The sequence below is a fragment of the Micromonospora pallida genome (assembly GCF_900090325.1).
GTDB lineage: Bacteria > Actinomycetota > Actinomycetes > Mycobacteriales > Micromonosporaceae > Micromonospora > Micromonospora pallida.
The window spans coordinates 483691-509544 of the sequence record NZ_FMHW01000002.1 but is presented as its reverse complement, the minus strand read 5'-3'; the positions used below and the strand labels follow the sequence as shown (position 1 = coordinate 509544).

Here is a 25854-nt window from a genome sequence, read left to right as displayed (position 1 = left end):
CTGCGGTGGTTGCAGGGGACCCTTCCTACCGCTTTTTGATGAGGAAGGGCCCCCTGCAACCACGAGAGGCGGCGCTCGGCCGGGCAGCGCTGGGGTGAGGGGTGGGGTGGGGCGCCGGTCAGTGCTTGACGGCGAGCAGCTCGCGACGGCGGTCCCGGGAGGACTTGACCAGGCTGGCGACCGTCGCCACGGCGAGCGTGCCGAGGATGACCGTCAGCGAGAGCCAGATTGGGATGTGCGGCGCCCAGCCCACGTGCTCGCCACCATTGATGAACGGCAGGTTGTTCTCGGCCAGGGCCTCCAGCATCAGCTTGACGCCGATGAAGCCGAGTACCACGGCCAGGCCGGTGCTCAGGTAGACCAGGCGGTCGAGCAGGCCACCGAGCAGGAAGTAGAGCTGCCGGAGCCCCATCAGCGCGAAGACGTTCGCGGTGAAGACCAGGTACGGCTCCTGGGTGATGCCGAAGATGGCCGGGATGGAGTCCAGCGCGAAGATCAGGTCGGTGGTGCCGATCGCGATCATGACGATCAGCATCGGGGTGAACAACCGACGGCCGGCCACCCGCGTGGTCATCTTCGCGCCGTCGTAGCCCTGGGAGATCGGCAGTGCCCGCCGGCTCCACCGGATCAGCACGTTCTCGCTGAACTCGTCCTCGTCCGGCTCGCCCTGCCGGGCCAGGTTGATCGCGGTGTAGATGAGGAACGCGCCGAAGATGTAGAAGACCCAGGTGAACTGCGTGATCAGCGCCGCACCGGCCGCGATGAACCCGCCCCGCATGATCAGCGCGAGCACGATGCCGATCAACAGCACCTTCTGTTGGAACTCCCGGGGCACCGCGAACCGGGCCATGATGATCACGAAAACGAAGAGGTTGTCCACCGAGAGGCTGTACTCGGTGAGCCAGCCGGTGTAGAACTCCCCCGCTACCCTGCCGCCGCCGAACACCCACAGGCCGGCGCCGAAGAGCAGGGCCAGGCCGACGTAGAATCCGACCCAGAGGCTGGATTCACGCACGCTGGGTTCATGGGGCGGCGGCCGATCACCAACAGGTCGAAGACCAGTAGCGCGGTCAGCGCGATCAGGGTCCCCGCCCAGACCAGTCCGGACACGTTCACAGCTTATCCTCCGGCAGACACGCAGCGTCGGGCTCACCGCAACCCCGGCCACAGGGACATGGCAGGGCTCGGTGTGCCGGCGACGCTGACTCTGGTGACTGTCGGAGGTCTCTCCCGCCACCGCTCCGCGAACGGATCGGTGACCGATGGTGCCGGGTCGACCGTCGGATGACGTTCGACCGTGCTGACGACACCGTCGTGAGGGATACTCCCCTCCTCGGCGGTCATTGTTCACCATGCACGCCGTCCGGCGCATCTCCCGAGGCGACGATTGCCGACCACATCACGTTCTCTTGCTTGCCACCCTGGTCTCACTCTCGGCCGGCGCTCCCACCGTGTGGGACGCCACCTGTCGCGCACGGCGTCCTAGGAGACTAGGTGCCAGGAGGACGGCACGGTGCCAGAAGGAGGGCTGGGTGTCAGGAGGGGGCAGGGTGTCGGGTGAGGGCACCGCTGATATGGGACAGGGCCTACCCCCGGGTGGGCCCGACACCCGACATGGCAGGCTGCGGGGCATGGTGCTCGAGGTCGCGCTCATCGACGTACTGCCCGGACACGAGGAGGCGTTCGCCGCCGCGTACGCCCAGGGCCACCCGATCCTCGCCGGCACCCCCGGCTGCCGCTCGGTGCGGATGACCCGGGGGATCGAATCGCCGTCGCGGTTCGTACTGCTCGTCGAGTGGGACTCCGTCGAGGCCCACGAACTCCAGTTCCGGGCCACCGAACGGTTCGAGCAGTGGCGGGCCCTGATCGGCCCGCACTTCGCCGGCCCGCCCCGGGTCGAGCACTTCGTCGACGTACCGGCCTGAGAGCGGCCTGAGGCCGTCGACAAAGCAGCCTGAGGCCGTCGACAAAGCAGCCTGACCGCCGCCGGCGGCGCGGTCTGACGCCGTCGACGTACCGGCCGTCGGCGGAACGACGTCCGGGGGCGGACCTGGCCCGGCGACGGCGTGCCGGCTATTCCTCGGCGGCGTGCCGGTCGAGCAGCGCGACCGTGTCGGCGTCGGACAGGGCGGCGTCGAGCAGCCACCCGGCGAGCTGTTCGTAACGGCGGACGTCCGGCTCGGCGGTCAACCGGAGGTCGGTGGTGAGCGTCTCCAGCACCACGGTGCGCGGGTCGGCCGGGTCCGGGAAGGCGTAGCAGGAGAACGGGGTGAGCGGGTGCATCGCGCTCCCGGCCACCGTGGCTCCACGGGGCAGCACCCGGATCGTCACGTTCGTCCGCCGGACCGTCGCCAGCAGATGCCGCAGTTGGTCCCGCCACACCGGCGCGGAGACGCCGGATCCGGTGAGCACCGCCTCGTCGAGAACGGCGGTGTACCGGGGCGCGTCCGTCCGGTGCAACACGTCCTGCCGGGCCGCGCGGGCCCGGGTGTCCGCCTCCACGTCGACCGCTGGGTCGAGGAGCCGGCTGGCGGCCACCCGCAGCCGCGCGTACGCCCGGGTCTGGAGCAGGCCGGGCACCAGCGCGGGCTGGTACTCGAAGATGGTGGCCGCCCCCGCCTCCAGTTCGGCGTAGGTGCGTTGCCGCTCCCCCATCTCGCCGAGCGCCCTCCACCAGCTCCGATTGGTCGCCGCGTCGCGGGCGATGACGATGAGCGCCTCGCGCCGCTCGGCCGGGACCTCGTAGACGTCGAGCAGGTCGAAGACGTCGGCCAGGTCGGGACGGCTCTGCCCCAGCTCGATACGGGACAGCTTTGAGGTGGAGGCCCAGCCGAGCCGTTCGCAGACCTGATCGAGGGTGAGGGCCGCCTGACGACGGAGTTGGCGCAGCTCCGCGCCCAGGCGTGCCCGACGGACAACGGGACTCGTTGACAGCGGCATCCGGCCTCCCACCGTCGGAGAGTACGGGCACCCCGCGACACGCCGCAATACCTCGCTCACAGAGCGCAACAACGGCCGTAAGGCGCTTTCTCCGGCGGTCCGCGCCGGCACGCGCCGCCAGTCGGCACCAGGCCGCTCACGGCCGGTACGTGCCGAACGCCCAGACGTTCCCGGCCAGGTCCCGGGCGCTGTAGTCCCGCGATCCGTAGTCGGTGTCGGACGGCTTCCGGACGATCTCGGCACCGGCTGCGCGCGCCCTGGCGCAGTGGGTGTCGACGTCGTCGACAGCGACGTAGAGCGACCACTCGTCGTCGGCCGGACGGGGGCGGGGATGCCGCTGCGGGCCGAGCATGATCATGCCGGTGCCGAGCAGCAGTTCGGCGTGCGCCACCGAGCCGTCCCGCGCCTCGTGGACAGCGTGGACGGTGCAGTCGTACGCCGCCTGGAGCCAGTCGATCGCGGCCCGGACGTCGGGGTACGTGAGGATCGGGTAAACGGTTCGCATGGGCACCAGTCTGCGGCGGCGGGGTTCAGCCGGGATTGGACACATGTAATCCCCCGACCAGCAGAGCGGTGGGGGTCGTCCCGGCGAACTCCCGGAAGTCCCGGATCAGGTGGGACTGGTCGAAGTACCCGCAGGCCACGGCGAGTTCCGCCCAACCGTCCGGGCCGGAGTCCACCGCGTCGGGCCGCCACCCGGTCATCGTCGTGCACGCCCGCTGGAAGCGCAGCAGCCGGGCGGTGGTCTTCGGCGGCAGTCCCGCCTCCCGGTGGAACAACACGCTCAGGTGCCGTCGACTCCACCCGACCTCCGCGGCGAGCGCGCCGATGCCGAGCGCGCCACCGCTGTCCACCAGGCGCTGCCAGGCGCGCTCCAGCCGGGGGTCCACGGGGTCGGCGGCGCCGATCCGGGCGGCCAGCGCCGCGTCGAGCAGCGCGAACCGTCGGGGCCAGTCCGGGGCCTCGGCCAGTCGGAGGCGCAACCGCGCCAGCCAGCCACCGGGTAGCTCGTCGGCCGGCACCGCCCGGTTGGTCAGCTCCCGCAGCGGCAGGCCGAGAATGCGCCGGGCGGCCAGCGGGGTGAGGAGCAGCTCCACGCCGGTGCCCAGGCCGACCGTACGGGTGTGGCAGTGGCCGTCGAAGGTCCCGGCCACGAACGAGTCGACCCGGTACGCGCTGCGCTCGGCGGAGCCCGGCACGAGCACGTCCAGCGGGTCGCCCCACCCGATGATCAGTACGACGAAGGCCCCCGCCACCTGGCGGCGGACCAGCGGCTGCGCGGCCCGTTCCCGGTAGCCGAGGTACCGGTCGACCCATGGGCGCAGCCGTGGGTGGGGCACCCCGACGACCATCTCGTCATCCGGTGTGCCCACCCCGCGTCACTTCACCCCGGCCGCGTCCATACCGCGCAGTTCCTTCTTGAGGTCGGCGACCTCGTCACGGATCCGGGCGGCCAGCTCGAACTGCAACTCCCGGGCGGCGGCCAGCATCTGGTCGTTGAGTTCCTGGATGAGCTGGGCGAGGTCAGCGCGGGCCATGCCCTCCCGGGACGGGCCGGCGGTGACCCGGGACCGGCTGCGGGTCTCCTTGACCGGAGCCTTGCCCCGGGAGAGTTGCCGTACGGCGCCACCGACGCGGTTGTCGGTGTCCTCCGCCTCGCGGTAGATGTCGTCCAGGATGTCGTGGATCTTCTTGCGCAGCGGCTCGGGGCTGATCCCGTGGGCCTCGTTGTGCGCGATCTGCTTGGCCCGCCGCCGGTTGGTCTCGTCGATCGCCTCGGCCATCGACGGAGTGATCTTGTCGGCGTACATGTGCACCTGGCCGGAGACGTTCCGGGCCGCCCGCCCGATGGTCTGGATCAACGACCGGCCGCTGCGCAGGAAACCCTCCTTGTCGGCGTCGAGGATCGCCACCAGGGAGACCTCGGGCAGGTCGAGGCCCTCCCGGAGCAGGTTGATGCCGACCAGGACGTCGTACTCGCCCTTACGCAGCTCGCGCAGCAGCTCCACCCGGCGCAGCGTGTCGACCTCGGAGTGCAGGTAGCGCACCCGGATGCCGTTCTCCAGCAGGTAGTCGGAGAGGTCCTCGGCCATCTTCTTGGTCAACGTGGTGACCAGCACCCGCTCGTCGCGCTCGGTCCGCAGCCGGATCTCGTGCATCAGGTCGTCGATCTGCCCCTTGGTGGGCTTGACCACCACCTCCGGGTCGACCAGGCCGGTCGGGCGGATCACCTGCTCGACGTACTCGCCCTGGGCCTGCTCCAGCTCCCAGGAGCCGGGGGTGGCGGAGAGGTAGACCATCTGGCCGACCCGCTCCAGGAACTCGTCGAAGCGCAGCGGTCGGTTGTCGGCCGCACTGGGCAGCCGGAAGCCGTGGTCGATCAGCATCCGCTTGCGGGAGGCGTCGCCCTCGTACATGCCGCCGATCTGCGGGATCGTCACGTGCGACTCGTCCACCACGGTGAGGAAGTCGTCGGGGAAGTAGTCCAGCAGGCAGTGCGGCGGGCTGCCTGGCAGCCGACCGTCGATGTGCATGGAGTAGTTCTCGATGCCGGAGCAGAAGCCGACCTGCCGCATCATCTCGATGTCGTAGGTGGTGCGCATCCGCAGCCGCTGTGCCTCCAGCAGCTTGCCCTGCCGATCCAGCTCGGCCAGGCGCTCGGCCAGCTCGGTCTCGATGTCGCGGATCGCCCGTTCCATCCGCTCCGGACCGGCGGCGTAGTGGGTGGCCGGGAAGATCAGCAGGTGGTCGACCTCGCGCACCACGTCACCGGTGAGCGGGTTGAGGTAGTAGAGCTTCTCCACCTCGTCGCCGAACAGCTCGATCCGGACGGCCAGTTCCTCGTACGCCGGAATGATCTCCAGGGTGTCGCCGCGGACCCGGAAGGTGCCGCGCTGGAAGGCCATGTCGTTACGGGTGTACTGGATATCGACCAGGCGACGCAGCAATTGGTCGCGGTCCAGCTCCTGCCCGACGGTGACCCGGACGGCCCGGTCGAGGTACTCCTCCGGGGTGCCCAGGCCGTAGATCGCCGAGACGGTGGCCACCACGATCACGTCCCGCCGGGTGAGCAGCGACATCGTCGCGGAGTGCCGCAGCCGCTCGACCTCCTCGTTGATCGAGGAGTCCTTCTCGATGTACGTGTCGGTCTGCGGAATGTACGCCTCAGGCTGGTAGTAGTCGTAGTAGGAGACGAAGTACTCGACCGCGTTCTGCGGGAGCAGCTCGCTGAACTCCTTGGCCAACTGGGCGCAGAGGGTCTTGTTGGGGGCGAGGACCAGCGTCGGTCGTTGCAGCCGCTCGACCAGCCAAGCGGTGGTGGCGCTCTTGCCGGTGCCGGTGGCGCCGAGCAGGACGCTGTTCCGGTCGCCCCGGCGGACGCGGCGCTCCAGCTCGTCGATGGCGGCGGGCTGGTCGCCGGCCGGCTGGAACTCGCTGACGACCTGGAAACGTCCGTCGAGACGGGGGATGTCGAGCGCCATGACCCCAACGGTACGCCGTGGGTGTGACACCCCGCCGAGAGTGACGGGGCGTGCCTGACCAGCTTCGATATTCGCATTGTGGGCTACATCTCACCAGGCTAAGGTGAGCAGCGTAGGCCGCTCGCGGCGGCCGACCGGGCCGGGGCCCGGCCTTCGATGGCCGACCCGCCCGGCGCAGGGGTTGCGGCACCCGGGTCGACCGGCGTGCGCCCCCGACGCGGTCGCGCCGAGTGCGCAGACCGGCCGCCGCGAGCGGCCCCACTCGTCACCCCAGCCCGGTCGGGCCGTTCAACCACTCGTGGAGACAACGCCCGACCCGGAGTCCGGACGCGTGCCCGCCCCGGGCGGCACCCCCACGGACGCCTGCGGCGAACCGGACGCTGGCGAACCGGACGCCGACCAGGGCGATGCCGACGACCAGAGCCGCGCGGACGACCAGGACGACGCGGACGACCCGAGCGACACGGACGACACGGACGACCAGGACGACACGGACGACACGGACGACGCGGACGACGCGGACGACGCGGACGACGCGGACGACGCGGACGACGCGGACGACGCGGACGACGCGGACGACCGAGATGAGGCCGACCAGGGCGAGGACCGAAACAACAAGCCGGACCAGGACGACCGGCACGACCGAGACGACGCGCACCAGCCGGACGGCAGCGACGACCGGGACGGCGGGTCGGCGCGCTCGACCCGACGGCGGCGCAGCGTCCTGGTCGGGCTCGGCACCATCGCCGCCGTCACCGCCACCGTCCTGGTCGCCGTACTGCTCAGTTGGCGGCCCGAACCGCCCGAACCGGCCCGGGCGCTCACGCTCGCTGAGGCCGAGCGGCTGGCCGCCGTCCGGGTCACAAACTACCGGGACGGGCGTGCCCAGCTACGGGCCACCGTGGGCCACGGCGGTGACCGCGTCGAGGCGGTCGGGTGGGTCGACTGGACCCGGCCGTTGGTCTACCTCGACGTCGGTGGTCCCGGGGCGGGTCCGGTCCGGGGGTTGGTGCAGGCGACCCCCGACCTGGTGGCGGTCCGTCCCGACCCGGCCGCTGTGCTCACCCCGGCGGTTCCCCCGCTGGTGCCACCGGCCGACAACTGGCGGATCCACGACCTGCCGGGCGATCCGCCGCTGGCCGCTCTCCTCGATCTGCTCTTCGCACTGTCGGCCGACCGTCCGGACCCGGTCGAGCCGCTGCGTTCCGGCACCGCACGTTGGGTGGACCGGGACACCGTCGGCCGCATCCCGGTCGACGTGTTCCGTACGACCGGCGCGCCACCGCTGCCGACCGCCACCCCCGCCAGCAGTGCCCCCACGCGACAGTCGGCCGACGCCGGGTGGCGCTACTGGGTGGACCGGGACGCCCGGCTGTACCGGCTGACGGCCCGGCTGGCCGGCACGGTGCCGGTCACGCTGGACCTGGACCGGTCGCACCGCCCGCCGCTGCCCCCGGTGGCGGCCCTCGGTGGCGCCCCCGGACTTCCCCGGGAGCTGACCCGGGAGGAGGCGGACCGGCTGATCCTGATGCCCGTCCGCAACCGGGCTCTCGGCGGCACCGCGCTGGTCCTGGCCGTCCCCGCGGGCAGCGGCGTCAACCTGCGCGGCGGTGGCTGGCTGGACTGGGGCGGGCAGGTCGCGTACCTCGCCACCACCGATCTCGCCGCTGCCGGACGCCGGACCCTGGCGCGTTACGACCGGTCGGGCGTGGCCCGCACGGAGGTCCCGGCCGGGGACGAGGCCCCGGACGCCCGGCCGCCGTTGCCGCCGCCCCACGAGGTGCGCTGGCAGCGGGCACGGACCGGGTCGGGTGACCTGGACCTGCTGGTCGGATCGGCGCTGCGGGCCGGGCGGACCCCGCCGGAACAGGCCCGCACCACCTGGCTACGCCGGGACAGCACTGGTGGCCGACAGGTGGACGTCGTCCAGGTACGCGCCGGACGAAACGCCTTCCGGTACTGGCTCGACCGCTCCGGCGTGCTACGCCGGCTGGAGCTGCGGACCGGGATCGGCGCGTGGGCCCAACTCGACCTGGTACAGGCGCCGGTGCCCCGGCTGCCCCCGGTGCCGCCCGCCCGGCCACCCCGCTGACCGTCCGGGCTCACCCGGCAGGAACCCATCCGGCCCCGCCCCGGCAGAAGGGCAACCGGGACACCCAGGCCCAGCAGGCAGGCGGGCCGGTCAGGGGCGCCAGCCGGTGTGGGCGGCCCACTCCTCGGCACGTACGTGTTCCTCGTCGAACCACGGTTCCTTGGCCGTGGCATAACCGGCGCTGTCCGGGTTCGCCGCCGCCACCGTCCGCTTCACCGCCAGGTAGGCAGCCCGCTGCTCCGGGTCGGCGCGCAGGTGGTCACGCATGAGCAGCGCGTACCGCCAGCCCGGCGAGCCGGCCTCGCGGACGTGCAGATGGACCCGCCGGCCCGGGTCGGCGCTGCCGTGCAACCGCTTGTCCCAGGGCTGGCCGCCGGCCGGGTGCGGAGTGTCCCACCAGCGACCCGGAAAACGCGGGAACCCGGCGGCGGTGAGGCGCTCGGCGAGGTCGTCCGCCTCGGCGAGTGAGGGCACTCCGAGTTGGATGTCGATGACGTCCTTCGCGGGCAGACCGGGCACAGCGGTCGACCCGATGTGGTCGATCCGCACGTCGACCGGGGCCACCGCGCGGCGGATCCGGGCGGCGAGTCGGTCGTACTGCTGGGGCCAGGTCGGGTCCGGATCGACGAGCTGGACCTGCCGTACCCACACCGGCTGGCGGTGCCGCAGGTTCTCCTCGTACGGCACGAGTCGTCCGTGCCAGAGCGCGTCCACCGCGACGTGCAGATCGTCGAGGGTGGCGTCGTTGCTGAGCACCACGTCGGCGGCGGCCCGCCGCCGGGCGTCGTCGGCCTGGGCCGCGATCCGCCGCTCGGCCTCCGCCCGGCTCATCCCCCGGTCCCGCGCCAGTCGGGCCAGTCGGATCTCCGGCGCCGTCTGCACCACGACCACCAGGTGGTACGTCGGGGCCAGCCCCACCTCGACCAGCAGCGGTACGTCGTTGACGACGATCGCGTCCGGCGGCGCGGCGGCAGCCAGCTCGGCGCTGCGGGCCCGCACCCGGGGGTGAGTGATCGCCTCCAGTCGACGGCGGGCCGCCTCGTCGCCGAAGACCACGGCCCCGAGCGCCGGCCGGTCGAGCGACCCATCCGGGGCGAGCACCCCCGGGCCGAAGGTGGCGACGATCTCGGCGAGCCCCTCGCTACCCGGGGCGACCACCTCCCGGGCGATCCGGTCCGAATCGATCACCACCGCGCCGAGTTGCCCCAACCGCGCCGCCACCGCGCTCTTGCCGGAACCGATGCCTCCGGTCAGCCCCACCATCAACACCGCATCAGTGAACCCGACCACCCTCGGTCGGCCCCACCGGGGGTGGAGAAACCGGCCCAACCGGGGTGGAGAAAAGGGGAAGGCCCCGTCCACCGTGGGGAGCCGGGGACGGGGCCTTCCGATGGTGCCTGTGGATCACTTACCGCCGGCGAGCTTCTCCCGCAGTGCGGCGAGCGCCTCGTCGGTGGCGAGGGTGCCGGACGGCTCCTCGGTCTGCCGGCTCGGGGCCGGGGTGGTCGAGGTGGCGCCGCCGGTGACCGCGGGAGCCGGGTTGGCAGCGGCCTCGGCGTCGGCGGCCCGGGAGTTCTGCACCTGCTTGGTGTGGGCCTCCCAGCGCTGACGCGCCTCGGCGTACTGGTTCTCCCAGGTCTCGCGCTGCTTGTCGTACCCCTCGAGCCACTCGCCCGTCTCCGGGTCGAAGCCCTCCGGGTAGATGTAGTTGCCCTCGTTGTCGTACGTCGCGGCCATGCCGTAGAGGGTCGGGTCGAAGTGCTCCTCGCCCTCGACGAAGCCCTCGTTGGCCTGCTTGAGCGAGAGCGAGATCCGCCGCCGCTCGAGGTCGATGTCGATGACCTTGACCATGACCTCGGAGCCGACCTGGACGACCTGCTCCGGGATCTCGACGTGGCGCTCGGCCAGCTCGGAGATGTGGACCAGACCCTCGATGCCGTCGTCCACCCGGACGAAGGCACCGAACGGCACCAGCTTGGTGACCTTACCCGGCACGATCTGCTGGATCGCGTGGGTGCGGGCGAACTGACGCCACGGGTCCTCCTGGGTCGCCTTCAGCGACAGCGAGACCCGCTCGCGGTCCAGGTCGACGTCGAGGACCTCGACCTCCACCTCCTGGCCCACCTCGACGACCTCGGACGGGTGGTCGATGTGCTTCCAGGACAGCTCGGAGACGTGCACCAGACCGTCCACGCCGCCAAGGTCGACGAACGCGCCGAAGTTGACGATCGAGGAGACGACGCCCTTGCGGACCTGCCCCTTCTGGAGCTTGTTGAGGAACTCGGTGCGCACCTCGGACTGGGTCTGCTCGAGCCAGGCCCGGCGGGACAGAACCACGTTGTTGCGGTTCTTGTCCAGCTCGATGATCTTGGCCTCGAGCTCCCGGCCGACGTACGGCTGGAGGTCCCGCACCCGACGCATCTCGACCAGGGAGGCGGGCAGGAAGCCGCGCAGCCCGATGTCGAGGATGAGGCCACCCTTGACCACCTCGATGACCGAGCCGCGGACGACGCCGTCCTCGTCCTTGATCTTCTCGATCGTGCCCCAGGCCCGCTCGTACTGCGCCCGCTTCTTGGAGAGGATCAGACGCCCCTCCTTGTCCTCCTTCTGGAGGACGAGCGCCTCGATGTGGTCACCAACCGACACCACCTCGGCCGGGTCCACGTCGTGCTTGATCGACAACTCCCGAGAGGGGATGACACCCTCGGTCTTGTAGCCGATGTCGAGCAGGACCTCGTCCCGATCGACCTTGACGACGGTGCCTTCGACAATGTCGCCGTCGTTGAAGTACTTGATGGTCTCGTCGATCGCGGCGAGGAAAGCTTCCTCGGAACCGAGATCGTCGTGGGTGACCCGGGTGGCGCTCGAGGGGGCCTCGATGCTGCTCGTCATGTGGGCGGTTGCTCCGGTCGGATGGTGTGTCACAGCACGGCTCGTGTCGCAGTGACCTGTTCGCGCCAGCGGATCCGCCTCCGGGCACACCGAACGATCGTCTAGTGAGATCATGTGATGTGGCTCCGTTGACCGCGCGCCTGCTCCCTGCCGAGACACACGATCCGCGAGCGCATCCTCTAGCCTACCCGGTGCATTACCACAGCGTGCAAGCCCTCCCACTCTCTCCGGGGCGCGTCAGCTGCGAAAGCCGAAGAATCGCCCGCAATCCCCCAGCCATGTAACAGCCGTCACAGCGGCCACCGCCGTGCGCCGGCACCGCCGACGGCCGCCGACTGGGCGGGGCCTAGCGTGGTCGCGTGGACGACGACAACCGGGTGCTGCGCCGCCGGGTCGGCGACGCCGAGGCGCGCCGGGCCAACCGCCGCTGGTGGGACGCTGACGCCGACGACTACCAGGCCGAACACGGCCACTTCCTGGGCGAGGTGGACTTCGTCTGGTGCCCGGAGGGGCTGCGCGAGGCCGACGCCCGGCTGCTCGGCGATCTCGCCGGCCGGCGGATCCTGGAGCTCGGCTGCGGCGCCGCGGCCGCCGCCCGGTGGCTGGCCACCCAGGGCGCCCGACCGGTCGCCCTGGACCTCTCCGCCGGCATGCTGCGGCACGCCGCCCAGGCCGCCGACCGCAGCGGCGTACGCGTCCCGCTGGTGCAGGCCGACGCGCTGGCCCTCCCCTTCGCCGACGCCGCCTTCGACATCGTCTGCACGGCGTTCGGCGCGATCCCGTTCGTGGCCGACTCGGCGGCCGTGATGCGCGAGGTGGCCCGGGTGCTGCGCCCCGGCGGGCGCTGGGTCTTCTCGGTGACCCACCCGATGCGCTGGATCTTCTACGACGACCCGGGCGAGGGCGGGCTGGTCGCCGTCCACCCCTACTTCGACCGCAGCCCCTACGTCGAGCAGGACGAGGACGGCGTCGCCACCTACGTCGAGCAGCACCGCACCCTCGGCGACCGGATCCGGGAACTGGTCGGCGCCGGCTTCCACCTGCTCGACCTGGTGGAACCCGAGTGGCCGACGGGGCACGAGGGGATCTGGGGCCAGTGGAGCCCGCTACGCGGCCGCCTCTTCCCCGGCACCGCCATCTTCGTCACCGAGAAACCCATCGTCGCAGAGAAACCGGAGAACCCGGCCCGGACCTCCGTCGCGGAGCAGCCGGCCAGGAGCTTCGGCGCGGAGCAGCCGGCCGACTGACCCGACGTCGCACCCGCTGTCCGTCCCCGCGACACTACCCAGGTCGACCGACACCAGCAGCCCGGTTGCCGACGCTGATGCCGACGGCCCGGTACCCGGGCACGGGCGGCGCGGTACCCGGGCACGGGCGGCGCGGTACCCGGGCACGGGCGGCGCGGTACCCGGGCACGGGCGGCGCGGTACCCGGGCACGGGCGGCCCGGTTTCCGGGCACGGGCGGCGCGGTTTCCGGGCACGGGCGGCGCGGTTTCCGGCCATGCCCGCCGGGTAATCCGCGGGCATGGCCGACAGGGAGTTCCGCGAGGGCGACCACGTCTCCTGGGCCAGCCACAGCGGTCGGGCACACGGCGTGGTCAAGGAGAAGCTGACCTACCGGACGCACGTACGGGGGCACACGGTGAACGCGTCTCCCGAACACCCGCAGTACCGCATCCGCAACGACGACTCGGGCCGGGACGTCGCACACAAGCCGGAGGCGCTGCGCCATGAAGAACGATGAGCAGGGCCGGGACACCTACCGCGAGTTCACGGACGCGGTGAACATGAAGCCCGGCGAGCTGTCGAAGTGGCTGGAGACTGACGAGTCCAAGCACGTCGGCTGGCGCAAGAAGGGCACCGGGGGCGGCGAGTCGGTCGGCCACGAGTCCGGCCGGAAGATCGTCAACCTGCTACGCCGCAAACGCGCGGAACTCTCCGCCGCTGACCTCAAGCACATGCGCAAGGTCGTCGGCTACGTCCACCGGCACATGGCCCAGCGCCCCTCCGGCGACGTCCGGAACACGAAGTGGCGCTGGTCCCTGATGAACTGGGGCCACGACCCGATCAAGGCACCGCTGCCACCACCCGGCGGCCCGTCCCGCCGCGCCCTGGAGCGACACGGCGCCCCGCCCATCTCCCGCCGCAGTCCAACCCGCTAGCAGCGGTGAAGCTGTCCGCCCCACCCGGGGACCGGCTCCTGCCCCGAGCCGCCAACCCCGCGCAAGCCCGCGACCCGGACCAGGCCAGGGGTTCCGGGCAGCCCGGCCCGCGCAGGGATCAAGCCTGACGCCCGGAGCGGGCCGGGCTGCCCGGAACCCCCCAACCCCGACTCCGTCGATCATGGAGTTGTGGCGCCTGACTGGTGGCGATTGCGAAGTTTGGGAGGTGCCACAAGTCCATGATCGACGCGGGCGGCAGGCAGGGCCGGCAGGCAGGGGCGGCAGGCAGGGGCGGCAGGCAGGGGCGGCAGGCAGGCAGGGCGAAGGGTCAGTGGCCGGCGCTGTTCCAGTCGCGGCCGTCGCCCACGGAGACCTCCAGCGGCACCGAGAGCGGGTACGCCTCGCCCATCTCCCGCCGTACCAGCGTCTCCAGCGCCTCCCGCTCCCCCGGCGCCACCTCGAAGACCAGTTCGTCGTGCACCTGCAACAGCATCCGCGAGCGTAGCCCGGCGTCCCGCAGCGCCGTGTCGACGTGCAGCATGGCGAGCTTGATGATGTCGGCGGCGGAACCCTGGATCGGGGCGTTGAGCGCCATCCGCTCGGCCATCTCCCGGCGCTGCCGGTTGTCGCTGACGAGATCGGGCAGGTAGCGGCGACGGCCCAGCACGGTGGAGGTGTAGCCGTCCTGGCGGGCCTTGTCGACCACGGTACGGAGGTAGTCGCGTACCCCACCGAACCCGGCAAAGTAGTCGTCCATCAGGCCCCGGGCCTCCTCGGCGCTGATCCCGAGCTGCTGGGAGAGGCCGAACGCGCTGAGCCCGTACGCCAGGCCGTAGTTCATCGCCTTGATCTTGCGCCGCTGGTCGGCGGTGACCTCCTCGACCGGCACGCCGAACACCGACGAGGCGGTGACGGCATGGAAGTCGGCCCCGGAGTTGAACGCGTCGATCAACTTCTCGTCTGAGGACAGATGCGCCATGATCCGCATCTCGATCTGGCTGTAGTCGGCGGTGAGCAGGCAGTCGTACCCCTCGCCGACCACGAACGCCCGGCGGATCCGCCGGCCCTCCTCGGTGCGGATGGGAATGTTCTGGAGGTTGGGCTCGGTGGAGGAGAGCCGGCCGGTCGCGGCCACCGTCTGGTTGAACGTGGTGTGGATGCGGCCGTCGTCGGAGACCGACTTGAGCAGGCCGTCCACGGTCACCTTGAGCTTGGCGACGTCCCGGTGGCGCAGCAGGTGGGCCAGGACCGGGTGCTGGGTCTGCGCGAAGAGCCACTGGAGGGCGTCCGCGTCGGTGGTGTAACCGGTCTTGATCTTCTTGGTCTTGGGCAGGCCCAGCTCGCCGAAGAGGATCTCCTGGAGCTGCTTGGGCGAGCCGAGGTTGAACTCCCGCCCGATCTCGGCGTACGCGGCCTGCGCGGCGCCCTTCACCTCACCGGCGAAGTGCGCCTCCAACTCGTGCAGGTAGTCGGTGTCGGCGGCGATGCCGATCCGCTCCATGCCGGCCAGCACCCGCATCAGCGGCAGCTCCACCCCGGCCATCAGCCGGGCGGACTGCTCACCGTCGCGGGACAGCTCGGCGTCGATCGCCTCGGCCAGGTCCAGGGTGGCCCGGGCGTGGAGCATGAGGTTCTGCTCGGCCTCGCTGTCGTCGCCGAACCCCTCCAGGGTGAGCTGGCCGGTCTCCGGGGCGTCCACCCGCAACTCCCGGTGCAGGTAGCGCAGCGCCAGGTCGGTCAGGTCGTACGAGCGCTGGTCGGGACGGGCCAGGTAGGCGGCGATCTGGGTGTCCCGGTGGATGCCCTCCAGGGTCCAGCCGTGCGCGGCGAAGGCGAGCACGGCCGGCTTGCTGTCGTGCAGCACCTTCGGCCGCTCGGCGTCGGCCAGCCAGGCCGCCAGCGCCGACTCGTCCTCGGTGCCCAGCTTCGCCGGGTCGAACCAGACCGCCGCGCCACCGGTGGTGGCCAGGGCCAGCCCGAGGACGGCGGCGGTGTGCCGGCGGTTCGGGCCGGTGTCGAGCTTGACCGCCATGCCGACCGGCGTGCCAGCCGGCGCGTGGGCGCCCAGCCACGCGGTCAGGCCCCCCGGCTCGGTGAGCACCTCGCCGGTCAGCTCGAAGCCGGCCTCGGCCTCCGGCTCGACCGCCTCCAGGTACTGGTAGAGCCGGTCGCGCAGGATGCGGAACTGGAGCGTGTCGAAGACCTGGTGCACGGCCTCCCGGTCCCAGCCGGTCCAGCGGGTGTCCTCGGCGCGTAGCGGCAGCTCGAGGTCGGCGACCAGGCAGTTCAGGTCGTAGTTACGGATCACGTCGGCGAGCCGCTCGCGCAGGCTCTCGCCGGCCTTGCCCTTGATCTCGTCGGCGCGCGCGACGACGCCCTCCACCCCGCCGTACAGGTTGATCCACTTGGCGGCGGTCTTCGGGCCGACGCCGGGGACGCCGGGCAGGTTGTCACTGGCCTCGCCGACCAGTGCGGCGAGGTCGCGGTACCGCTCGGGGCGGACGCCGTACTTCGCCTCGACCGCGTCGCCGTCCATCCGGGCCAGGTCGGAGACGCCCTTACGGGGGTAGAGCACGGTGATGTTGTCGTCGACGAGCTGGAAGGCGTCCCGGTCGCCGGTGGAGATCAGCACGGACATGCCCTGGTCACGGGCCTGGCAGGCGAGGGTGGCGATGACGTCGTCGGCCTCGTACCCCTCCTTCTCGACCACCGGGACACGCAGCGCGGCGAGGACCTCCTTGACCAGGCTGACCTGCCCGACGAAGTCGGCCGGGGTCTCGCTGCGGCCGGCCTTGTACTCGGCGTACTTGTCGGTGCGGAAGGAGCGGCGGGAGACGTCGAAGGCGACCGCGAGGTGGGTGGGCTGCTCGTCGCGGAGCACGTTGATCAGCATTGAGGTGAAGCCGTAGACCGCGTTTGTCGGCTGCCCGGTGGTGGTGGAGAAGTTCTCCACCGGCAGGGCGAAGAAGGCCCGGTAGGCCAGGGAGTGGCCGTCGACGAGGAGTAGGCGCGGGGTCGTAGCTGTCACGCAGGCGACTCTACCGCCGGGGTCCGACAGCACCCCGCAACCGGGGTAGCGAAAGTCACTCACAGCAGTTAACGTATCGCTATCCGTCAAAGCAGAAAGGAACGGGGATGAAAAAGTTTCTGCAGCGAATGGGAGTGGTCGCGCTGACCACCGTCGCCGGCGCAACACTCATGGCCGGCCCCGCACAGGCAGGGGTCTGGGTAGACGGCGGCCTCTACCAGACCAATTCCGACTGCCAGACGACGGGACACGGCCGGGTCCTGAGCGGCATGTACCAGACCTACACCTGTACGGCTGAGTGGGACAGCGTCGCCCAACGCAACTTCTACCGCCTGCGCGGCTACATGAACTGAACGCGCCACCCCGCGTCTCTGGGATACCGATAATTCGGCACTTCGCCCGGACCAGAATCGGCCGCCACAGGGACGCGGGGGCCCGCGGCGGTAGTACGCACCAAAACAGGAACGCGCGGCAGCGCTGTTCTTGACATCGGACGGCAAGCGAAAACCGTCCACGACGACAGAAGCGGGGAAATGAAGAAAATCACACGCGCAATCGCCGTGTCGGCACTTGTCGCGGCTGGCTCCGTCATGACGATCGCCGGGCCGGCCCACGCCGGCGTGTGGGTCGACGGTGGGATCTACAGCTCTGAGAGCGCCTGTCACTCCACGGGCAGTTCCCGGGTCGCCAGTGGCATGTACCAGACGTACACCTGCACGTTCGGGACGTGGTCCAGCAGCAGCGTGGCACCGGCCGGAACCACCCCGGACCCGGCGATCACCGACGACTGCGATCGATGCGGCACCCGCGGTTATCTGCTGAGGGGCTACATGAACTGACGTCGCTCCGGTAACCCGACGGCGAGACGTCAGCGGCCGGTCATCGCTCGTGCGATGACCGGCCGCTGGCAGTGGAACGGGCGTCAGGCGACGCCCAGGTACGCCTCCTTGACCGCCGGGTCGTGCAGCAGGTCCTGGCCGGTGCCCTCCTTGACGATCCGGCCGGTCTCCAGCACATAGCCGCGGTGGGCGCGGGAGAGCGCCTGCTGGGCGTTCTGTTCCACCAGCAGGATGGTGGTGCCCTGCTGGTTGATCTCCGTGACGATGTCGAAGATCTGCCGGATCACCATTGGGGCCAGCCCCATCGACGGCTCGTCCAGCAGCAGCAGCTTCGGCCGGCTCATCAGTGCCCGGCCGACAGCGAGCATCTGCTGCTCACCGCCGGAGAGGGTGCCGCCGGCCTGCTTGCGCCGCTCCTTCAGGCGCGGGAAGAGGGTGAGCACCCGGTCCAGGTCGGCGGCGATGCCGGCCCGGTCCTTGCGGGTGTACGCCCCCATGTCCAGGTTCTCCAGGACCGTCATGCCGGGGAAGATGCCCCGGCCCTCCGGAGCCTGACAGATCCCCCGGATGACCCGCAGGTCGGCCCGGACTCCAGTGATGTCCTCGCCGTTGAACCGGATCTTGCCCGTCTTGGCCGACAGCAGTCCGGAGATGCCCCGCATCGTGGTGGTCTTGCCGGCGCCGTTCGCGCCGATCAGGGCCACCACCTCGCCCTCGGCCACGTGCAGGCTGACCGAGTGCAGCGCCTCGATCCGCCCGTACGCCAGCGTCAGGTCCTCGATCTCAAGCAGCATCGACGGACTCCCCCAGGTAGGCCGCGATCACCTTCGGGTTCTCCCGCACCTCGGCGGGCGTCCCCTCGGCGATCTTCTTGCCGAACTCCAGCACCACGATCCGGTCGGTGACCCCCATGACGAGCCGCATGTCGTGCTCGATGAGCAGCACCGTGTAGCCGAGGTCGCGGATCCGCCGGATGAGGGCGTTCAGCTCCGCCTTCTCCGCCGGGTTGAAGCCGGCGGCCGGCTCGTCCAGGCAAAGCAGCTTCGGCTCGGTGGCCAGCGCCCGGGCGATCTCCAGCCGACGCTGGTCACCGTAGGGCAGGTTCCGGGCCAGTTCGTTGGCCCGGCCGACGATCCCGACGAACTTGAGCAGTTCGAGGGACTTACGCTCGCCGGCCCGCTCCTCCAGCGTGTGCCGGGAGATACCGAAGACCTTCGCGCTGCCGCGCCGGATCTTCTGCCAGGTCCGGACGATCCCGTTGGTCGAGTCGACCACCGGCAACTCCTCCGGCTTGGCCTTGACCCGGTAGAGCCGGAACAGCGCCCCGACCACACTGGTCTTGTGCCGGGCGTCCGCACCGATCATGACGTTCTCCAGCGCCGTCATCTCCGGGAAGAGACGGATGTTCTGGAACGTCCGGGCGATGCCCATCCGGTTGATCTGGTGCGGCTTGCGACCGGTCACCTGCTGGCCGCTGAACCGCACCGCCCCAGAGGTGGGCCGGTACACGCCGGTCATCACGTTGAAGCAGGTGGTCTTACCGGCTCCGTTCGGGCCGATCAGACCGAGGATCTCCCCCTGGTAGAGGCTGAAGCTGACGTCGTCCAGGGCCGTCACACCGCCGAAGCGCAGCGTCACGTGGTCGACGTCGAGCAGCACCTCCCGCTGCCGGGGCACCGACCGGTGGAGCTTGATCTCCTCCAGGTCCGGCTGCTCGTCCGCTCCCGCCGACACCGCCCGCTGCTCGGGGATCTTGTCTCCGGGCTCGGGAACCGCTTTCTCGTCAGACACTGGCCGGCACCTCCTCGGCACGGTCCTTCAACTCGCGGGCCCGACGTCGACTCGGAATCAGACCCTGCGGGCGCAGGAGCATCACCAGCACCAGCGCCAGACCGAAGGCCAGGAACCGCCACTCGGCGAAGTCCCGGAACCGCTCCGGAAGGTACGCCAGGAGGAACGCGCCGAGCGCCACCCCGGCCATGTTGCCGGCACCGCCGACCACCACCATCGCCACGAACAACACGGAAAGCTGCGCGTTGAACGTCGCCGGCTCGATGAAGCCCTGCCGGCTGGCGAACAGCGCCCCGGAGACCCCACCGAGCGCCGCGCCGATCGCGAACGCCCACAGCTTGAACTTGAACGGGTAGACACCCATCACCGCGGCGGCGTCCTCGTCCTCCCGTACCGCCAGCCAGGCCCGGCCGACCCGGCTGTTCTCCAGCCGGCGCACCGCGAAGACCAGCACCAGCACCGCCGTCAGAGCCAGCCAGTACCACGGCTTGGCGTCGATCAGGCCGAACACGTCGTTGTCCGCCGACGGCGGGCCCTGCGGACCCGGGATGCCGGTGACCCCCTGCGGCCCACCCGACCAGCCCACGTTTCGGACCACGATCCGGATGATCTCGCCGAACCCGAGCGTCACGATGGCCAGATAGTCACCGCGCAGCCGTAGCGTCGGCCAGCCGAGCAGCACCCCGGAGATCATGGTGAAGGCGATCGCCAGCGGGATGCAGATCGCCCAGGCCACCGCCCACTCCTGGGGCAGGTCGAAGCGTTCCTGGAGCGCCTTGACCACCGGCGACTGGGTGGAGCCGAAGAGCGCCACACTGTACGCGCCGACCGCGTAGAACCCGACATAGCCGAGGTCGAGCAGACCGGCCAGGCCGATCACCACGTTCAGGCCGACGGCGATCAGCACGTAGACGGCGCAGAGGAACAGCACCCCGGCCCAGTTGTTGCCGCCGTTGACGTCGGTACGCAGCCAGGTCAGCCCCGGGATGCCGAGCAGCGGCAGGTAGTAGAGGAACGCCACGAACGCGGCGAAGGCCAACATCCGCTGCCACTTGGGCAGCGCCCGGAAGCGGTCGCCGACCTTCCCGGTCGTGTTTCGCAGGCCGTCCAGCGGCCCCTTGGTCGTCGTCGTCATGCGCGGGCCCTCCCCAGCGACTCGCCGAGCAGACCGGTCGGACGGAACAGCAGGACGACCACCAGCACCACGAAGGCGGCCACGTCCTCCCAGCTCGACTTGGTCAGCGTCGCCGCGTAGACCTCGACGACACCGAGCAGCAGCCCGCCGAGCAGCGCGCCGCGAATGTTGCCGATGCCGCCGAGCACGGCGGCGGTGAACGCCTTCAGGCCCAGAATGAAGCCGACGTTGAACCGGGTGTTGCCGTAGCGCATCGTGTACAGCAGCGCCGCCGCGCCGGCCAGCAGACCACCCAGCAGGAAGATCAGCGCGATCACGCGGTCCTTGTTGACGCCCATCAGCGCGGCGGTGTCCGGGTTCTGGGCGACCGCCCGGACGCCCCGGCCGTACCGGGTGCGGTTGATGAAGACGTCCAGCCCGACCATCATGACCAGCGCGGCGACCACGGTGATCAACTGCGTGTTGGTCACGTCGGTGCCGGCGATCGAGAAGACCACGTCACGTTCCAGCACCGTCGGCATACCGACCACCAGCCGGCCCTGCCAGAGACCGAACGCCTCCGACATCACCAGCGACAGACCGATCGCGGTGATCAGGAAGATCAGCGGCGGGGCGTTCATTCGCCGCAACCGCCGGTACGCGATCCGTTCCACCGCCACCGCGGTCAGCCCGGAAACCGCCGCCGAGGCCAGCAGGGCGACCGTGAGCAGCAGCAACATGGTGCCCACCGGCGGCCCGTCGGTGGCTCCCATCAGGCTCCACACCCCGACCACGGTGAACGTGCCCACCATGAAGACCTCGGAGTGGGCGAAGTTGATCAGCTTCAGAACCCCGTAGACCAGCGTGTAGCCGAGCGCGACGAGAGCGTAGATCGCGCCCTTCGCCAGACCGTCCACCGTGTGCTGGCCCAGGTGCCCGAAGAGTTCGTCGAAATTCACGATTTCTCCCTCTGCAACGAGCACGGCCGGGGGCTACCGCCCCCGGCCGTGCTCGTTGGGCTCAGCTGAGCTTGATTTCTTCCTTGGGAACGATCTGGCCGCCCTTGATCTCGTACGCCCAGATGACGACCTTGGACTTGTCGACGTCACCGTTGGCGTCGAACTTGACGTGCTTGGACACGCCCGGCTTGTCGTAGGCGTCGACCCACTCGAGCAGCTCCTTGCGGGTGGACTTGCCGGCCGCGTAGCCCTCCAGCAGCACCACCGCGCCGTCGTAGCCCTCCGCGCCGTAGGAGCCCGGCGCCTCGCCGTACTCCTTCTCGTAGTCGGCGGCGAAGGTGCCACCGGCCTCGGTGGCCGGCAGGCACGGGCAGGTCACGATCGCGCCCTCGGCGCCAGCGCCGGCACCGGCCGGGAAGCCCGGGTCGTAGAGGCCGTCGAAGCCGAGGAACTTCGCGGTGATGCCCGCGGCCCGCGCCTGCTTCAGCAGCGGCGCCGCCTCGTTGGTGTAACCGCCGTAGGCGATCACGTCGGCGCCCGAGGACTTGATCTTCGAGATGGTGGCGTCGAAGTTGGTCTGCTCGGTCTGGACCTTGTCCTCGGCGACCACCTTCGCGCCGAGGCCCTTCTTGACCTCGGCGATGATGCCCGCACCGTACGGCTGGCCGTCGTCGATCACGAAGACCTTGGTCGGCTTGAGCACGTTGTTCAGGTACGTCACCGCGGCCGTGCCCTGGGTGGCGTCGTTGCCGACGACCCGGTGGAACGACTTGTTACCGGCGGTGGTCAGCTCCGCGGCGGTCGCCGACGGGCTCACCATGACCAGCCCGGCGGCCTCGTAGGTCGCCATGGTCGCCTTGGTCTCGCCGGAGAAGTGACCACCGATCACCGAGGTGAACGACTGGTCCTGGGCGACCTGGTTCGCCACCGGGGTCGCCTGGGTCGGGTCACCCGTGGTGTCGAACTCCTTGAGCTCGACCTTGCAGTTCGGGTTCTTCTCGTTGTGCTGCTTGACGGCCAGCTTCGCGCCGTTCAGCGACGGCAGCACCAGACCGGCGTTCGGGCCGGTGAAGGCCCCGTAGATGGCGATCTTGCCACCGCACTTGCCGTCGCCGCCGGCCTCGGTGTCACTGCCGGCATCCTGGCAGCCCGCGACCGCGACCAGCGCCGCCGCCAGCCCGACGGCGCTGAGCGCCCGTACATAACTACGCCTCACGGCTTCCTGACCTCCTCCAGATGCAGGTACGGCGTCCCGGAGAGGCCGGCTCGCACGCCCGCCCCACGACAACTCCCCGGGTGAGGATCCGCACACCTGCTTACGGCTCGTGATGGCGGAGCGTACTGGAGCCGTAATTGGTCCCGGAAGGCCTGTAAGCGACGCTTGCCAAAACGTTACGAACAAAGGCGTCGATGATCCGACAGCCGTCACATGACGGAAATCCGTTTCTCAACTCGCGGAATCGGGTGCCAGAAACACCTGGCCGGCCGCGGCGTCGTCCACCACCAGCAGCAGGCGTTCCCGAGAACCGGCCAACGCCACCGCCCGTTCCGCCCCGCCCGGCATCGCCACCGGCGGGTCCACGGACCGCCACGAACCGCCGCCGTCCGCCGACACCCAGAGCGCGTGCCCGCCCCCGTCCACCGTCGCGGCGTAGAGTCGACTGCCGGCCACCGTCAGCCCGCGCACCCCCGGGATACCGTCGGTCCGGGCCGTACCAAACCCCGCCGTCGTCCGCCAGGCGCCGCCGTCACCGTCGGCCCGCCACGTCCCGAACGCCCGACCGCGCAACCCCACCGCCACCGGCACCCCGTCGACCAGCACCACCCGCTGCAACTCGTCGTACTCGGTGGTCGCCGGCACCGGCACCCGCTGCCAGGTGACGCCGTCCGCCGAGGTCCAGGCCAACGGATCGCGGTCGGTCCGGCCGGTCAGCAGCAGGCCGCCCACCATCAGCCAGCGCCCGTCGCGGTCCACCGCGTCGAACCCCCAGGTCTCCCCCCGGCCGTCGGAGGCCAACTCCGGGGCGCCCTCGACGATGGTGAACCGCGTCGAGTCCGCCGAGACCCAGCTCGCCGCGCCACCCGTCCGGTTCCCGGTGATCAGCCAGCCGGGCGTGCCGGCGACCAGCCGGGCCACGTTCACCGCCCGTGGGCCGCCGAACAACTCGAACGGCGCGGTCACCTCGGTCAGCGAGCCGTCCGGCAGTTGCCGCCAACTGCTCGTCCGAGGGTTCGCGTGCGCCCCGCCCCGTTTCGCCCCGAGCAGCGCCACCTGACCGTTGCGGCAGGCCACCGAGTAGAGGACGTGCCGCTGCCCGTAGTACGACTTCGGCCGCATCGGCACCGACGTCCAGGTCGCCCCGTCCGGGCTGGTCCAGGCCGCTGGCCGGGTCTCCCCCGCCGCGTCACCGACGCCACCCACCACGTACCAGTGGTCCGCGCAGGCCACCGCGTCCCGCACCAGCAGCCGGCCCGGCGGACCCGGCGGCGGCGGCAACGTCACCGGCTGCCAGGCCGGCCGCACCGGCGCCGACGGCGCGGCGTCGGGATCGTCGGACGACCGCTCGCAGGCGGTCAGGAACACGCCGAGGAGAGCGAGGAGCGCCACCACGCGTCGGGCCGACATGGACGAGATGCTATCGGTCCGGCCGCCGGGAAAGGTGCCCGGCGACCGCGCCACGATCACCCGGCGGGCTGCGCCGCCTCACCGCCGGCGGTTTCCGTCAGGATGCGCTCGGCGACCTCTTTCATGGTCATCCGGTGGTCCATCGCCGTCCGCTGGATCCACTTGAACGCCTGCGGTTCGGTCATGTTGTACGTGGTCATCAGCGCGCCCTTGGCGCGTTCCACGGTCTTGCGGATCTCCAGCCGGTCGGTCAGCCCGGCGACCTCCGCCTCCAGCGCGGCGATCTCCGAGTAGCGGGAGAGGGCGATCTCCACCGCCGGCACCAGGTCGCTCTTCTGGAAGGGCTTCACCAGGTACGCCATCGCGCCGGCAGCCCGCGCCCGCTCGACCAGGTCCCGCTGGCTGAACGCGGTCAGGATGATCACCGGGGCGATCCGGGCCCCGGCGATCCGCTCGGCGGCGGCCAGGCCGTCCATGATCGGCATCTTGATGTCGAGGATCACCAGGTCGGGCTTGAGTTCCTCGGCGAGCCGGACGGCGGTCTCGCCGTCACCCGCCTCACCGACGACCTCGTAGCCCTCCTCGACGAGCATCTCGGCCAAATCGAGCCGGATGAGCGCCTCGTCCTCGGCGATCAGCACGCGCCTGCGCTCGGCCCCCGTCTGCGTCTCGGCCACCAGCCAACTCCCACGTTGTTCCCGGCACGGCTACCACCCATGCTCCCGCATCAGAGTAGTCGGGTACAGTGAGCCCCACTCCCCTCAGGGGTGAAGCCGGGATGGAGGAATCGGCAGACTCGGATGCCTCAAAAGCATCTGCCCGAAAGGGCGTGCGGGTTCAAGTCCCGCTCCCGGCACTCCTGTCACACCTACGGTCACGGCGCGGTCGACGCCGACCATCGCTCTCGACCCGGCCGGGTCAGCTCGATTGCGCGGTGAGGTAGAAGGTCCGCGCCAACTCACCGAAGTAGGCGCCCACCAGTCGGCTCGTGGTGGACCCGACGGCGGTCACCGAGTTGAGCAGGCCGGACCCGGTCGCCTCGTCGAACCGCACGAACCACGGCCCGCCCCCGGCACCCGTGCCCATGGTGCAGGCCAGGGTCGGGTTCCCGTACGGGTCACTGGACGTGGTGCCACTACAGTAGGCCAGCCAGTTCCCGTAGTAGGGGGCGGACACGACGTACCCGAAGGCGTACCTGTCCCGGATCACGGGCTCGTTGAAGGTGATCCCCTCGCCGCCCACCACGTCGGTCAGGTACCTGCCGTTCAGCGGCGCGACGATACCGGCGCCGACGTCGTAGACAGGGTTAGGGGAGCCTCCGCTGTTGTCCATCGCCATGATCCGGCGCGCCGGCCAGAGGCCGTACGGGGCGACACCCTGGTGGTAGCCCGGCGCGAAGACCCACCGGGCCAGGTAGAAGCCGCCGTACCGCACACAGTGCGCTGCGGTCATGGTGGTGCTCTTGTTGACGCTGGTCACGGCGGTCGCGGTGCACCAGACGTCCCGGTTGTCGTGGGTGATGGCGAAGACCCGGCCGACCGTCCGGCTCACGCTTCCGCCACCCGGCCAGGGACCGCCCGGGTGGGGGAAGCTCGCCGGTACGGTGGCGGAGGCGCTCACCGGTCGGCCGGACGCCGGCCCGCTGGTGGCCGGGCCGCTGGTGGCCGGGCCGCTGCTGGCCGGGCTCGCGCTCTTCCCCGCGTGCGCCAGCGACTCGAGGGGCACCGCCGCGCGCATCCGCTCCGGGGTCCAGTGGGCGACCGCCCGAGCCCGCTCTCCCACGGAGAACGTCCCCGCGGCCGGTGACGCGTACGCCACGGCACCGGTGGCCAACGCCGCGCCGACCACGGTGCACACGATCACGAACTGCCGGAAGGATTTCATCGGGCACCACCATCCTCGGGCGCGCGCCTGTGACGATTCCGCCA

The 25854-nt window shown here is 70.8% G+C and carries 22 protein-coding genes, 1 tRNA gene and 1 pseudogene; 7 read left to right on the top strand and 17 right to left on the bottom strand.

The window, feature by feature from the left end:
* Positions 1-118: 118 nt before the first annotated feature.
* A pseudogene (locus GA0074692_RS02480) lies at positions 119-1116 on the bottom strand (TerC family protein).
* 515 nt (positions 1117-1631) lie between these two features.
* Between GA0074692_RS02480 and GA0074692_RS02475 the strand changes: the two are divergent.
* Entirely contained in the window at positions 1632-1925 is a 294-nt protein-coding gene (locus GA0074692_RS02475) for an antibiotic biosynthesis monooxygenase family protein (RefSeq protein WP_091638893.1), read from the top strand.
* A 148-nt stretch (positions 1926-2073) separates the two neighbouring features.
* Here GA0074692_RS02475 and GA0074692_RS02470 read toward each other — a convergent pair whose 3' ends face one another.
* The 4 genes from GA0074692_RS02470 to uvrB form a co-directional block, all read right to left on the bottom strand.
* Positions 2074-2940, bottom strand: coding sequence for a helix-turn-helix domain-containing protein (locus GA0074692_RS02470; protein WP_091638890.1), 867 nt, complete (start codon positions 2938-2940; stop codon positions 2074-2076).
* Between the two features lie 136 nt (positions 2941-3076).
* Positions 3077-3445 carry a VOC family protein gene (locus tag GA0074692_RS02465; protein ID WP_091638888.1) on the bottom strand — a complete coding sequence of 123 codons (369 nt, stop codon included), beginning with the start codon at positions 3443-3445 and terminating at the stop codon, positions 3077-3079.
* A 25-nt stretch (positions 3446-3470) separates the two neighbouring features.
* Positions 3471-4313: a helix-turn-helix domain-containing protein gene (locus GA0074692_RS02460; RefSeq protein ID WP_245730074.1), complete on the bottom strand. Its 843-nt coding sequence runs from the start codon at positions 4311-4313 to the stop codon at positions 3471-3473.
* Positions 4314-4319: 6 nt separating this feature from the next.
* Positions 4320-6422, bottom strand: a complete 2103-nt coding sequence (gene uvrB, locus GA0074692_RS02455) for an excinuclease ABC subunit UvrB (protein ID WP_091638885.1) — start codon at positions 6420-6422, stop codon at positions 4320-4322.
* Between the two features lie 331 nt (positions 6423-6753).
* Between uvrB and GA0074692_RS35205 the strand changes: the two genes are divergently transcribed.
* The gene (locus tag GA0074692_RS35205; RefSeq protein WP_141725111.1) at positions 6754-8514 is read left to right on the top strand and encodes a hypothetical protein; all 1761 of its coding nucleotides are present in this window, start codon (positions 6754-6756) and stop codon (positions 8512-8514) included.
* Positions 8515-8604: 90 nt separating this feature from the next.
* On the opposite strand, the gene coaE is transcribed toward GA0074692_RS35205, so the two are convergent.
* Together coaE and rpsA are read right to left on the bottom strand one after the other, a co-directional pair.
* Complete coding sequence (gene coaE, locus GA0074692_RS02445; protein ID WP_091652409.1) at positions 8605-9783, bottom strand: dephospho-CoA kinase; 1179 nt, start codon at positions 9781-9783, stop codon at positions 8605-8607.
* Between the two features lie 135 nt (positions 9784-9918).
* On the bottom strand, positions 9919-11406 hold the full coding sequence (rpsA, locus tag GA0074692_RS02440) for a 30S ribosomal protein S1 (protein WP_091638883.1): 1488 nt from the start codon (positions 11404-11406) through the stop codon (positions 9919-9921).
* Positions 11407-11765: 359 nt separating this feature from the next.
* On the opposite strand from rpsA, the gene GA0074692_RS02435 reads away from it, so the two are divergent.
* The 3 genes from GA0074692_RS02435 to GA0074692_RS02425 all read left to right on the top strand — a co-directional run bounded on the left by GA0074692_RS02435 (position 11766) and on the right by GA0074692_RS02425 (position 13569).
* Entirely contained in the window at positions 11766-12653 is an 888-nt protein-coding gene (locus tag GA0074692_RS02435) for a class I SAM-dependent methyltransferase (protein ID WP_091638881.1), read from the top strand.
* Between the two features lie 279 nt (positions 12654-12932).
* The gene (locus tag GA0074692_RS02430) at positions 12933-13151 is read left to right on the top strand and encodes a hypervirulence associated TUDOR domain-containing protein (RefSeq protein ID WP_091638879.1); all 219 of its coding nucleotides are present in this window, start codon (positions 12933-12935) and stop codon (positions 13149-13151) included.
* Positions 13138-13569, top strand: a complete 432-nt coding sequence (locus GA0074692_RS02425; RefSeq protein WP_091638877.1) for a DUF3140 domain-containing protein — start codon at positions 13138-13140, stop codon at positions 13567-13569. Before GA0074692_RS02430 ends, GA0074692_RS02425 begins: the two co-directional genes overlap by 14 nt.
* Before the next feature lie 328 nt (positions 13570-13897).
* On the opposite strand, the gene polA is transcribed toward GA0074692_RS02425, so the two are convergent.
* On the bottom strand, positions 13898-16597 hold the full coding sequence (gene polA / locus GA0074692_RS02420; RefSeq protein ID WP_091638874.1) for a DNA polymerase I: 2700 nt from the start codon (positions 16595-16597) through the stop codon (positions 13898-13900).
* 107 nt (positions 16598-16704) lie between these two features.
* Here polA and GA0074692_RS02415 point away from each other — a divergent pair, with 107 nt between their 5' ends.
* On the top strand, positions 16705-16950 hold the full coding sequence (locus GA0074692_RS02415) for a hypothetical protein (RefSeq protein ID WP_091638872.1): 246 nt from the start codon (positions 16705-16707) through the stop codon (positions 16948-16950).
* A 308-nt stretch (positions 16951-17258) separates the two neighbouring features.
* On the opposite strand, the gene GA0074692_RS34495 is transcribed toward GA0074692_RS02415, so the two are convergent.
* The 8 genes from GA0074692_RS34495 to GA0074692_RS02380 form a co-directional block, all read right to left on the bottom strand.
* The gene (locus GA0074692_RS34495; protein ID WP_176738262.1) at positions 17259-17402 is read right to left on the bottom strand and encodes a hypothetical protein; all 144 of its coding nucleotides are present in this window, start codon (positions 17400-17402) and stop codon (positions 17259-17261) included.
* Positions 17403-17519: 117 nt separating this feature from the next.
* Positions 17520-18230 (bottom strand): ABC transporter ATP-binding protein, encoded by a 711-nt coding sequence (locus GA0074692_RS02410; RefSeq protein ID WP_091638869.1) that lies wholly within the window; start codon positions 18228-18230, stop codon positions 17520-17522.
* Positions 18220-19140, bottom strand: a complete 921-nt coding sequence (locus GA0074692_RS02405; protein ID WP_176738660.1) for an ABC transporter ATP-binding protein — start codon at positions 19138-19140, stop codon at positions 18220-18222. Before GA0074692_RS02405 ends, GA0074692_RS02410 begins: the two co-directional genes overlap by 11 nt.
* A 79-nt stretch (positions 19141-19219) precedes the next feature.
* A complete protein-coding gene (locus tag GA0074692_RS02400; RefSeq protein ID WP_091638866.1) occupies positions 19220-20362 on the bottom strand; it encodes a branched-chain amino acid ABC transporter permease in 1143 nt (380 codons plus the stop codon).
* On the bottom strand, positions 20359-21300 hold the full coding sequence (locus GA0074692_RS02395; protein WP_091638864.1) for a branched-chain amino acid ABC transporter permease: 942 nt from the start codon (positions 21298-21300) through the stop codon (positions 20359-20361). Before GA0074692_RS02395 ends, GA0074692_RS02400 begins: the two co-directional genes overlap by 4 nt.
* Positions 21301-21361: 61 nt before the next feature.
* Positions 21362-22516 (bottom strand): branched-chain amino acid ABC transporter substrate-binding protein, encoded by a 1155-nt coding sequence (locus GA0074692_RS02390; protein ID WP_091638862.1) that lies wholly within the window; start codon positions 22514-22516, stop codon positions 21362-21364.
* 231 nt (positions 22517-22747) lie between these two features.
* Positions 22748-23926: a hypothetical protein gene (locus tag GA0074692_RS02385; protein WP_141725110.1), complete on the bottom strand. Its 1179-nt coding sequence runs from the start codon at positions 23924-23926 to the stop codon at positions 22748-22750.
* A gap of 56 nt (positions 23927-23982) precedes the next feature.
* Positions 23983-24603, bottom strand: a complete 621-nt coding sequence (locus GA0074692_RS02380; RefSeq protein ID WP_091638857.1) for an ANTAR domain-containing response regulator — start codon at positions 24601-24603, stop codon at positions 23983-23985.
* A gap of 95 nt (positions 24604-24698) precedes the next feature.
* On the opposite strand from GA0074692_RS02380, the gene GA0074692_RS02375 reads away from it, so the two are divergent.
* Positions 24699-24782, top strand: a tRNA-Leu gene (locus GA0074692_RS02375).
* Positions 24783-24844: 62 nt separating this feature from the next.
* Here GA0074692_RS02375 and GA0074692_RS02370 read toward each other — a convergent pair.
* Complete coding sequence (locus GA0074692_RS02370; RefSeq protein WP_091638855.1) at positions 24845-25810, bottom strand: trypsin-like serine peptidase; 966 nt, start codon at positions 25808-25810, stop codon at positions 24845-24847.
* Positions 25811-25854 lie beyond the last annotated feature (44 nt).